This window comes from Methylobacterium sp., assembly GCF_028290105.1.
Taxonomy (GTDB): domain Bacteria; phylum Pseudomonadota; class Alphaproteobacteria; order Rhizobiales; family Beijerinckiaceae; genus Methylobacterium.
In genome coordinates, this window is the sequence record NZ_JAQGKL010000025.1 from 1 (window position 1) to 10,496 (window position 10,496).

The window sequence follows — 10,496 nt, forward strand, 5'->3', positions numbered from 1 at the left end:
GGTTCTGGCCCGCGGGCGTGTCGAACTTCATGGCTCAGGCCCTCGCGTCGATGAGCACCGCCGCGAGCGTGCGCTCGGCCAGCGTCAGCTTGTAGGCGTTGTCGTGGGTGGGCTTGGCGCCCGCGAACGCCCGGGCGGTCACCGCCTTGGCGCCCCGGACCAGCTCGTCCTCGGCCGCCGCGTCGCGCCAGGGCTTGGGGGCGACGCCGCCGAAGGCGACCCGCCCCGATCCGTCCGGCTGCACCACCGCCGCCACCGAGACCAGCGCGTAGGCGTACGAGGCCCGGTCGCGCACCTTGCGGTAGATCTGCGTGCCGCCCAGAGGCTTGGGCAGCGTCACCCCGGTGATGAGCTCGCCCGCCTTCAGCGTGGTGTCGACCTCCGGCCGGTCGCCGGGCAGGCGGTGGAACTCCGCGATCGGGATCGTGCGCGATCCGCCCTTGGCGTCGATGGTCTCGACCGTCGCGTCGAGGACCCGCATGGCCACCGCCATGTCGCCCGGATGCGTGGCGATGCAGGCCTCGCTGGCACCGATCACCGCGAGCTGCCGGCTGACCCCGTCGAGGGCCGAGCAGCCCGAGCCGGGCTGGCGCTTGTTGCAGGCCTGCGCCGTGTCGTAGAAGTACGGGCAGCGCGTGCGCTGCAGCAGGTTGCCGGCGGTGGTCGCCTTGTTGCGCAGCTGCCCCGAGGCGCCCGCGAGCAGGGCCCGGCTGAGCACGCCGTAATCCTTGCGGACCCGGGGGTCGGCGGCCAGATCCGTGTTGCGCACCAGGGCGCCCACGCGCAGGCCGCCCTCCGGCGTCGCCTCGATCCGGTCGAGGCCAAGCCCGTTGACGTCCACGAGGTGGGTGGGCGTCTCGATCTGCAGCTTCATCAGGTCGAGCAGGTTGGTGCCACCGGCGATGAACTTGGCGTTCGGGTTGGCGGCGACCGCGGCCGCCGCCTGCGCCGGATCGCCCGGGCGCTCGTAGGTGAAGGACTTCATGCCGGGCTCCGGTTCGTCTGGCTTGCCGCGACCTCGGTCATCGCCTCGACGATGTTGGAATAGGCGCCGCAGCGGCAGATGTTGCCGCTCATGCGCTCGCGGATCTCGGCCTCGGTCACCTGCATCGGCGCATTGAGGTCGGCCGTGACGTGGCTGGGGATGCCGGCCTTGATCTCGGCGAGCACGGCGACGCCCGAGCAGATCTGGCCCGGCGTGCAGTAGCCGCACTGGTAGCCGTCATGCTTGATGAAGGCGGCCTGCATCGGGTGCAGGGCCTCGGGTTGCCCCAAGCCCTCGATGGTGGTGATCTCGGCGCCCTGGTGCATGACCGCCAGCGTCAGGCAGGCGTTGATGCGCCGCCCGTCGACGATCATCGTGCAGGCCCCGCACTGGCCATGGTCGCAGCCCTTCTTCGAACCGGTCAGGTGCAGGTGCTCGCGGGCGGCATCGAGCAGGCTGGTGCGCAGGTCGAGTTCGAGCTCGCGGCGCTGGCCGTTCACCGTCAGCGACACCTTGGCGAGCACGGGCTGGTCGCTCCCGGCATTCTGCCCCTGCGCCTGCGCCCCGCCCGGCACCGCCGTCAAGGCGGCGCAGGCCGCCGTCCCCGCCATCAGGTCCCGTCGGCTCAAGTCACTCTCTCCCATAGGCGACATCTCGGTCTCCAGACCCGCGGCGGCATGGCATGAGGTTCGTCCTCACGGACGCCGCCTCAAGCAAAAAACGTTCGGCGAAAAACCTTCGGTCCAACCCCCCAACGCGAGGATCGACCGTTCGGCACCGCCGCATCTCTTGGGAAATGCTGCTTCGCCTCGGAAGATGCAGCGCGGTGACGGTGTGTCGCGCCGATGGCGAGACGCGCAGCTCATGGATTCCGACGCTTGGAGGAAAGCCTATCCCGCCAACCTGCACCAGCGCGCATATCCACGAGCCCGTCCAGCAATGCGCACCGGTGAGACCTGGCGACTCGGCTGATCCCATCACGTGTGAGAGTTCGGCGGCCCTGGCATACCAGAGATGCGCCGGCGTCTGTGGTGGAGTGCCGGGCGTTCGTGAGAGATGAAGAACGCTTTCCTCCCTAAGCGAACCTTCCACCCGCCCGGCGCGAGCCGAGGCGGGTTTTTGTTTCGAACCGTCGTGTCTGTCTCACCCGCGTCGGCCGTGGGTATTCCCTCTTGGCATACCAAGTGCCAAGGTGCCGTGTTCCTTCCCAGGAACAATGACGCACACCTTCACCCGCCCTGGCTCCGGCCGTGGCGGGTTTTTCTTGCGCTTCGGTCGTTGCGTGCGCGCTCGCGATGCGGATCGTGCACGTTTGGCCCCCGGGGAGATGATTCTCGTCTGTAGACCGACACCGAACGCCCTCTCAGTGGCGTGCGAGCCGCGACGGGTGAGAACGCGACGATCCTCGGACCCCTCGGAGGGGCCCGGAAAATCCCGTCGGATGTGGCGACCGGGAAGTGTTTTCAATGCTTCGGGCGCCAAGCACGCATCAATTTGATCGTGCTTCGAAGTGCGAATGCTGCCAATTGCTGCGATCGATCCTCGGTTGGCGAATGTTGCAAGTGATGTGCAGAGATCAAGCGTCATACGGATGCTGGCACAGCATCGTGGGGGCCAAAAAGCATCGGTTCAATGCTTGCTTCACGGGGGGCGGACAATCGTGCGACGCCTGCCCTCGGCAAGCTGGAATCCAATCCGTCCAGTCAACGATCAGCATCGGGCGTCACGCCGAGATCCCGGTGCATCAGGAAGCAATGCGTATATTTGCCCCTCGACTCCCGTGCGTTCCCCGCTGATGAAAGGACCCGTGCGCCAAACTTGGCTGTGCAGGGGGTGGCATCTTGAACACTGCAAAACTTAGGGCTGTAACCGCTCTCACATTGAGCCTGATGGCGAGCCTCGCTTCCGCAAAGCCGTTCGAACTGCCGGACAGTAAGCCCATCGTCACGATCACATTGCCCGACGCCTGGGACCCCGAAGAAATCCCCAAAGGTGTCCAGGCCAACTCCCCCGACACCGCCATCTACGTCTCGTTCGAACTCGGAGAGACGAAGAATACCGACAAGGTCGTTCTGGAAGGCGTCAAGTTTCTCGCTGAAAGTGGCGTCAAGATCGATCCAGCCTCCGAAAAGCGTGGCGAAGGCAAGGTGAACGGCATCGACATGATCACGATCGATTGGACCGGCGTCTATGACGGCAAGGTCGCAAAGGTCAGCCTCAGCATCGCTATCCTGTCGCCGACGAAGATCGGGCTCCTGACCTATTGGGGTTCCCCTGCGGCCGAAAAGAAATACGGCGCACAGCTGGACTCGATCTTGAAAAGCATCCAGCCGCTCGGGCAGTAATAATAAGCACAATATCCAGCGGTTTTCGCACCGTGAGACCGTTGAATTTCCTCCATGTCGGCGTATTCGGGGCGTTGAATTCACACCGGAAAATCGAAAAACGCAAAAATTCATAAAGGTATGACCGATTATGTTTCGTTTCACTGTCCTGAAAAGCGGGCTCATTGCATTCTGTCTTGGCACGTCCGTGCTGCCGGCCCCGTCCTTTGCGCAGGCCGACATGAGTTGTGCCGACTATCTGAAGGCCGACGCCCAGATGCAGGCTGCCATGAGTCCGGCCGACAAAGCCGCGATGCAAGCTGATCCGCAGGCGGCGGATCTCGACAACAAGGTGCGGGCGTACTGCAAGGCCAACCCGAAGGCACCGGCCAGCGAGGCGATGGCGAAAGCCATGCAGTAGCGTCGCCTACGAACCAAAAACCCGTCGCGGATCGCTCCGGGCGGGTCAACGGGGCGGCTTTGATGGTCACGCGCTCGCGTTGATGGTCCCGTGCCGGGGAGACACGCGAGGTCCGTGGCCCTCATTGGTGGATCGCCACCCATCCTCCTCAGCGACGTCCAGTCCGACTGCGATCCGGGGAAGCGTCTGTCGGGCGCGGACGCTTGGCAACCCATCCGGCGCAGGTTTGAACACCCAGCGGGAACATCGTTCCCCGAACGTGGCCCCATGCTGAATTCGGCCACGAGGCTCCGGAACTTAGCCTGCCATCGGAGCAGTCCATGTCGGAGAAATGGTGAGCGCGTTGGGGTTCGAACCCAAGACCTACAGATTAAAAGTCCGTTGCTCTACCAACTGAGCTACGCGCTCGCATCCGGCGGCATGGCGCTGGAGCGCCGGGCCGTCCCGGACAGCGAGGCCCGCAATAGGGGCTAGGCGGTATGGGGTCAACCGGCTTGCGGTGTCCCTGGGGATGACGCGTCAGGCCGCCGCGCGATCCGCCTCGGCCCGGGCCCAGGCGCCGCGGGTCTCCGCGCAGAAATCCGCCAGGCGGCCCTCGGCGATGGCCCTGCGCATCCCCGCCATCAGGTCCTGGTAATAGGACAGGTTGTTCCAGGTGAGCAGCATCATGCCCAGGATCTCGTCGCTGCGCACGAGGTGGTGCAGGTAGGCCCGGGAATAATCGCGGGCGGCCGGGCAGGCGGAGGCTTCGTCGAGGGGGCGCGTGTCCTCGCCGTGGCGTGCGTTGCGCAGGTTGATGCGGCCGTGGCGGGTGTAGGCGAGACCGTGCCGGCCGGCGCGGGTCGGCATCACGCAGTCGAACATGTCGATGCCGCGGGCCACCGAGCGCATCAGGTCGTCGGGGGTGCCGACGCCCATGAGGTAGCGCGGCTTGCCCTTCGGCAGATGCGGCTCCACCGTCTCGATCATGGCGAGCATCACGTCCTGCGGCTCGCCCACCGCGAGGCCGCCGACGGCGTAGCCCTTGAGGTCGAGATCCACGAGGGCGCGGGCGCTCTCCACCCGCAGGCTCGGCACGTCGCCGCCCTGGACGATGCCGAACATCGCCTTGCCCGGCTGCTCGCCGAAGGCCACCCGGCAGCGCTCGGCCCAGCGCAGCGACAGCTGCATCGCCTTCTCGATGGTGGCGTGGTCGGCGGGCAGGCGCACGCACTCGTCGAGCTGCATCTGGATGTCGGAGCCGAGCAGCCCCTGGATCTCGATGGAGCGCTCGGGGCTCATGTGGTGGGTCGAGCCATCCACGTGCGAGCGAAAGGTGACGCCCTGCTCGTCGAGCTTCCGGAGCGCTGACAGCGACATCACCTGGAACCCGCCGGAATCGGTGAGGATCGGGTGCGGCCAGTTCATGAAGTGATGCAGGCCGCCCAAGCGCGCCATGCGCTCGGGGCCGGGGCGCAGCATCAGGTGGTAGGTGTTGCCCAGCACCACGTCGGCGCCGAGATCGCGGACCTGGCCCGGATACATCGCCTTGACGGTGGCCGCCGTCCCCACCGGCATGAAGGCGGGTGTGCGGATGACGCCGCGCGGCATCGCGATGGCGCCGGTGCGCGCCGCCCCGTCGGTGGCGTCGATGCGAAAGCCGAACGTGTCGGAGGTCGCGTTTCGGAGAGGTGTCTCGGACATGGGCGATGCCCTCAAGGTCTGCGGCTGCAAAGGGAGGCATCGGACCGGCGGTCGGGCCCGAGCCCGCCACGGTACCGCGCGGGGATGGAGTGACGGGTTATCTCAGCGGGCTTCGGCCGCGGCCAGAAACGCGTCGCGCATGGGGCCCGTATAGTGACGAATGTGGTCCCAATCGCACGCCTTCATGGTGTTGTTCCAGGTCGGCGCCAAAATGAAAAGTTTGTCGCGGAAGGGCGCGCGTCGCAGCACGCTGATGACATGGCCGTTGTCGCCGCCGGGCCGAGCATGATCCGTGGGGGGCATTAGGCGCTCCGCGAGCAGCGTTCGAAGGAAATCACCCGCGACGCTGCTGGGACCACCGCGAAGCAGGATCAGCCCGGCATTCGGGCGGAAGCTGTGTCCCAGAACCAGGAACAGATCGTACCGATGGTTGTCGGTCACGACCTGATCGAACGGTGGGCAGGTCTCGAGGATCTGCGCATCGGAGTCGATGATCATGACGGCATCCCGATCATCGATCGCCGCGAGGGCGGCGGGATGCTTGCTCCAGGTCGGCAGCGCGTCGGGGATCAGGGTGCGTGTGATCTGGCGATATTCGTAACCATGCCGCTCGGCATAGATCCGATGGGTCTGGGTGAAGTCGAGCGGCGAACCAGCGTCGTATCCGATATGAACGTTGACGATGGTGCTGACCATGACGGCTTCCTCAGCATGAATGGGCTGCACCGGGGAAAGCGCTTGCGCCGCTGGTGCCAAGATGGCCGCTGGCGCCGGGATGGCGAGAGCGCCGGGCTTCAATCGGGGCGGGCCGGAAACAGCAGGCTCGAATCCCCGTAGGAATAGAAACGGTAGCCGGACGCGATGGCATGCGCGTAGGCCGCCCGCATGGTCTCCAGGCCCGAGAAGGCCGAGACCAGCATGAACAGGGTCGAGCGCGGCAGGTGGAAATTCGTCATCAGCGCGTCGACGGCGCGGATGCGGGTGCCGGGCGTAATGAAGATCTCGGTCGGCCCCGAGAATGGGTGCAGGCGCCCGGCCTCGTCGGCCGCGGTCTCGAGGAGCCGCAGCGCCGTGGTGCCCACCGCCACGACGCGTCCGCCCCGCGCCCGCACGGCGTTCAGGGCCTGCGCCGTCTCCCCGTCGAGGATGCCGATCTCGGCATGCATGCGGTGATCGTCGGTGTCCTCGGCCTTGACCGGCAGGAAGGTGCCGGCCCCCACATGCAGGGTGACGGTATGACGGGTGATGCCGGCGGCATCGATCTCCGCGAGCAGAGCTTCCGAGAAATGCAGGCCGGCGGTCGGGGCGGCGACCGCCCCGGGCTCGCGGGCATAGACCGTCTGGTAGTCGGTGGCGTCCTGCGCGTCGGTGGCGCGCTTGCCCGCGATGTAGGGGGGCAGCGGCAGGTCGCCGATCCGCGCGATCGCCTCGTCGAGGGCGGGACCGGCCAGATCGAAGCGCAGGACGATCTCGCCGCCTTCCCCCTTCCGCGCGATGGTGGCGTCGAGGCCGCCGAGCTCGCAGGGCTCGCTGCTCCCGTGCCGGCCGAAGCTGACCCGGTCGTCGACGGCGAGGCGCTTGCCCGGCCGCGCGAAGGCGCGCCAGCGGTCCGGCGCCTCGCGCAGGTGCAGCATCGCCTCCATGCGCAGGCCGGGCGACCCGGCGCGGTGACGGATGCCGGTCAGACGCGCTGGAATCACGCGGGTGTCGTTGAAGACCAGGGCGTCGCCCGCCCGCAGAAGGCCCGCCAGGTCGCGCACGGTCCGGTCCGCGAGGGGCTCCCCGGGCCGCACCACGAGGAGCCGCCCGGCATCGCGCGGCACGGGCGGGCGCAGGGCGATGTTCGCTTCCGGCAGTTCGAAATCGAAGAGGTCGACGCGCATGGCGCGCCAACAGCACGGTTTGGCCACCCGGATCAATGGGGGAACCGGCCCGGGCCGGACCCGTTCAGAGAGGGGCGCCGACATTCGTCCCGCCGGATCCGCCGCCCCTGCCGTAGCCTTGCGCCCGGCATCATGGGACATAGGTTGTGCAGGCGTCGATTCGACGACCTAGGGTTGGGGAGCCGGATGAGCGACGAGATAAAGGCCAGGGGTTCCCTGCGGCGCGTGACCCTCGACGGGCAGCTCGTCTCGTACTGGGAACGGGAGGCGCAGCGCCTGGAAGCCCTGGCGGTGGGCGCGCGCTGGCGCTGGGTGGCCCGCAGCCTCCGGCGCAGGGCCGCGCGAGCCCGCGCGCAGAGCGCGCAGTTCGCCGGACGGGAGCAGGCGCGCGCAACCCCGGCCGGCAGACTGGATTCCGGCCCGGCATAGCCCCGGCTCAATCGTTCAGCGACGGGTTCAACCTTTGCCGTGGCCTTGGCGCGGCGTCGGCGGCTATGGGCACCCGGCCCGGACGGCGTATCCTCGTCCGGGGCAAGCCTGGACGCCGCCATGGACCGCACCCAGAAAGCCGCCCTGCTGAGCGCCGCCATCGGCCTCCTCGTGATGGGCCTGAAATTCGCGGCCTACTGGGTCACGGGCAGCCTCGCGCTGTATTCCGACGCCCTGGAGAGCATCATCAACGTGGTGGCGGCCCTGTTCGCCCTCGTGGCGCTGCGGGTCGCCGCGCGCCCGGCGGACGACGACCATCCCTACGGCCACCACAAGGCGGAGTATTTTTCCGCCGTGATCGAGGGCGCCCTCATCATCGTGGCCGCGATCCTGATCCTGCGCGAATCCTTCCACGGCCTCCTCGACCCGAAGCCGCTGGACGCGCCGCTCACGGGCCTGATGATCAACGGCGTCGCCACCGCGATCAACGGCGCCTGGGCAATGGCGCTCCTGGCGCGCGGCCGGGCCTGGCGCTCGCCCGCCCTGGTGGCGGATGCACGCCACGTGATGGCCGACGTCATCACCTCCGGTGGCGTCCTCGTCGGCGTCGCCCTCGTGCTGGCGACGGGCATCGCCATCCTCGATCCGCTGATCGCCGGCCTCGTCGCCCTCAACATCCTCTGGTCGGGCTGGAGCATGGTGCGCGACTCGGTGAGCGGCCTGATGGACAAGGCGGCCCCGACCGAGATGGTGGCCCAGATCCGCGAGCTGATCTCCCTGCACAGCACCGGCGCCCTCGAGGCGCACGACGTCCGCACCCGGCACGCGGGGCAGGCGACCTTCATCGACTTCCACCTCGTGGTGCCGGGCGCCATGACCGTGCAGGATTCGCACGCGATCTGCGACCGCCTCGAAGCGGCGATCGAGGGCGCCATCGAGGGCTCCGTCGTGGTCATCCACGTGGAGCCCGGCGAGCACGCCAAGGGCCGGGGCGTGCCGGTGATCTAACCCTCCGGCACGGTCTCCCCGAAGATCGCCTCGAAGGCGGCGCGCAGCTGCATGTCGGCCTCGGGCAGCGTCACGAGGTGCCCGAGATCCACGAGGCTGGTGACGCCGTGGCCGGCGATGCCGCAGGGCACGATGCCGGAGAAGTGCGACAGGTCCGGCTCGACGTTGAGGCTGATGCCGTGGAAGCTCACCCAGCGCCGGACCCGGATGCCGATCGCCGCGATCTTGTCCTCGACGCCCTCTCCCTTCTCGGGGCGGCGGACCCAGACGCCGACGCGGTCCTCGCGCCGCTCGCCTTGCACGTTGAAGGCCTCCAGGGTGGCGATGATCCAGGCTTCCAGGGCCGCCACGTAGGCTCGCAGGTCGCGGCGGCGGCGATTGAGGTCGAGCAGGACGTAGGCCACGCGCTGACCGGGCCCGTGATAGGTGTACTGTCCGCCCCGCCCCGTCCGATGCACGGGAAAGCGGTCCGGGGCGACGAGGTCCGTGTCCCGCGCCGAGGTGCCCGCCGTGTAGAGGGCCGGGTGCTCCAGGAGCCAGACGAGTTCGGAGGCGGTGCCCGCCGCGATTTCCGCGGCGCGCGCCTCCATCTCCGCCACCGCCACGTCGTAGGGCACGGGCGCGTCGCTGATCCGCCAGGCCACCGGCGGGCTCGCCGGGGCGGCGCGAAAATCCCCCGCTCGCAGCGTCAGCCGGGGGATGGTTATGGTTTCGTTTACCAAGACTTCACCATCGGGCGTGGACAGTCGGGTCGAGGGACGCGTGCCGCGTCGCGTTTCGGTCCCCTCGGTTCAAGGAACGGTTCGCGTGGCGGTACTCGAAGACCTCAAGGTCGATCTCACGGTGGTGCTCGGGCGCAGGCACATGCCGCTGCACATGCTGCTGCGCATGGGCCGGGGCGCGGTGATCGAGCTCGCATCCACCGAGACCGATATGGTCGAGATTCTCGCAAACGACCACCCGATCGCGCGCGGCCAGATCGTGGTGACGGGCAACCGCATCTCGGTGGAAATCACCGAGTTGATCCGCAAGGCCGAGGTCGTGCGCCTGCCCGGCGTCACCATCGGCGACGGCGCGGTGCCGGTTCTGGACGGCGGCGTCGATTTCCTCTGATCCCATCGGCGGAGCGCTTGTCGGACGAAAATTCGTCTGCTACTAGCTGCGCCGCGCCACGAGAGTTCGTCCGCTTCGCCCCACCGGGCCTGCGGACGCCAGCGAACGCGGCGAGACAATGCGGCCATGGCGGAATTGGTAGACGCGCTAGCTTGAGGTGCTAGTCCTGCAAGGGGTGGAGGTTCGAGTCCTCTTGGCCGCACCAACTTGATTATGTTGGTGTTTCCCCTTCGAACTTGGTGAGGCTGCTACCGAGCCTCCGGTGTTTTTGCAAAATCTTTTGCAGGCGATGTTCACTTAGCGTTTCGCCGGTGTCCATCCAGCTTGATGATTGCGCTCTGCGCGAGGGCCCGCGTTCGGGCCAGATAGACCTCCAGGATCTTGTGCACCGACGCCACGGTGTAACCCGCGATGGTCGCGATCCCCTGCGGCGTGCAGCCTGCCTCCGACAGTATCGTGACGGCCGCACCGCGAAGGTCGTTGAAGTGAAGATCGTCCGTGATTTTCGCGCGGTCGAACGCGGCCTTCCAAGCGTGGTGGAAGGCGCTCTTGCTCGATGCAAGGCCATCAGCCTTGGTCAGGTTCGTCATTTCACAACGGGGCGCCTCGTCAAGGTCCTAACGGAGAGCGATCGTTCCCGGGATCCAGCC

The 10,496-nt window shown here is 67.5% G+C and carries 12 protein-coding genes and 2 tRNA genes; 6 read left to right on the top strand and 8 right to left on the bottom strand.

Translation table 11 applies throughout. From position 1 onward, the window contains the following. Window positions 1–34: 34 nt before the first annotated feature. Window positions 35–985 (bottom strand): xanthine dehydrogenase family protein subunit M, encoded by a 951-nt coding sequence (locus tag JWQ05_RS02040; protein ID WP_299653718.1) that lies wholly within the window; start codon window positions 983–985, stop codon window positions 35–37. Then, window positions 982–1,638, bottom strand: coding sequence for an aldehyde dehydrogenase iron-sulfur subunit PaoA (gene paoA, locus JWQ05_RS02045; RefSeq protein WP_299653721.1), 657 nt, complete (start codon window positions 1,636–1,638; stop codon window positions 982–984). The genes JWQ05_RS02040 and paoA overlap by 4 nt, the downstream gene beginning before the upstream one ends. Window positions 1,639–2,874: 1,236 nt before the next feature. Here paoA and JWQ05_RS02050 point away from each other — a divergent pair. After that, window positions 2,875–3,330, top strand: coding sequence for a histidine kinase (locus JWQ05_RS02050; protein WP_299653724.1), 456 nt, complete (start codon window positions 2,875–2,877; stop codon window positions 3,328–3,330). A 130-nt stretch (window positions 3,331–3,460) separates the two neighbouring features. Then, window positions 3,461–3,730 (top strand): hypothetical protein, encoded by a 270-nt coding sequence (locus JWQ05_RS02055; RefSeq protein WP_299653727.1) that lies wholly within the window; start codon window positions 3,461–3,463, stop codon window positions 3,728–3,730. 332 nt (window positions 3,731–4,062) lie between these two features. On the opposite strand, the gene JWQ05_RS02060 is transcribed toward JWQ05_RS02055, so the two are convergent. From JWQ05_RS02060 to queA, 4 genes are all read right to left on the bottom strand, one after another. Beyond that, a tRNA-Lys gene (locus JWQ05_RS02060) sits at window positions 4,063–4,138 on the bottom strand. Between the two features lie 111 nt (window positions 4,139–4,249). Then, on the bottom strand, window positions 4,250–5,413 hold the full coding sequence (gene tgt / locus JWQ05_RS02065) for a tRNA guanosine(34) transglycosylase Tgt (protein ID WP_299653730.1): 1,164 nt from the start codon (window positions 5,411–5,413) through the stop codon (window positions 4,250–4,252). Between the two features lie 102 nt (window positions 5,414–5,515). Then, complete coding sequence (locus JWQ05_RS02070; protein ID WP_299653733.1) at window positions 5,516–6,109, bottom strand: hypothetical protein; 594 nt, start codon at window positions 6,107–6,109, stop codon at window positions 5,516–5,518. 98 nt (window positions 6,110–6,207) lie between these two features. Continuing rightward, window positions 6,208–7,296 (bottom strand): tRNA preQ1(34) S-adenosylmethionine ribosyltransferase-isomerase QueA, encoded by a 1,089-nt coding sequence (gene queA / locus JWQ05_RS02075; RefSeq protein WP_299653736.1) that lies wholly within the window; start codon window positions 7,294–7,296, stop codon window positions 6,208–6,210. A gap of 186 nt (window positions 7,297–7,482) precedes the next feature. Between queA and JWQ05_RS02080 the strand changes: the two genes are divergently transcribed. Together JWQ05_RS02080 and JWQ05_RS02085 are read left to right on the top strand one after the other, a co-directional pair. Next, window positions 7,483–7,725: a hypothetical protein gene (locus JWQ05_RS02080; RefSeq protein ID WP_299653739.1), complete on the top strand. Its 243-nt coding sequence runs from the start codon at window positions 7,483–7,485 to the stop codon at window positions 7,723–7,725. A 120-nt stretch (window positions 7,726–7,845) separates the two neighbouring features. Next, window positions 7,846–8,733: a cation diffusion facilitator family transporter gene (locus JWQ05_RS02085; protein WP_299653742.1), complete on the top strand. Its 888-nt coding sequence runs from the start codon at window positions 7,846–7,848 to the stop codon at window positions 8,731–8,733. Here the strand turns inward: JWQ05_RS02085 and lipB are convergent. Beyond that, entirely contained in the window at window positions 8,730–9,425 is a 696-nt protein-coding gene (gene lipB, locus JWQ05_RS02090) for a lipoyl(octanoyl) transferase LipB (protein WP_299653751.1), read from the bottom strand. The genes JWQ05_RS02085 and lipB overlap by 4 nt on opposite strands. 115 nt (window positions 9,426–9,540) lie before the next feature. Between lipB and JWQ05_RS02095 the strand changes: the two genes are divergently transcribed. Together JWQ05_RS02095 and JWQ05_RS02100 are read left to right on the top strand one after the other, a co-directional pair. Next, a complete protein-coding gene (locus tag JWQ05_RS02095) occupies window positions 9,541–9,846 on the top strand; it encodes a FliM/FliN family flagellar motor switch protein (RefSeq protein ID WP_299653745.1) in 306 nt (101 codons plus the stop codon). Between the two features lie 120 nt (window positions 9,847–9,966). After that, window positions 9,967–10,051: transfer RNA gene (locus JWQ05_RS02100), tRNA-Leu, on the top strand. Window positions 10,052–10,139: 88 nt separating this feature from the next. Here the strand turns inward: JWQ05_RS02100 and JWQ05_RS02105 are convergent. Beyond that, the gene (locus tag JWQ05_RS02105) at window positions 10,140–10,436 is read right to left on the bottom strand and encodes a hypothetical protein (RefSeq protein WP_299653748.1); all 297 of its coding nucleotides are present in this window, start codon (window positions 10,434–10,436) and stop codon (window positions 10,140–10,142) included. Window positions 10,437–10,496: the final 60 nt, after the last annotated feature.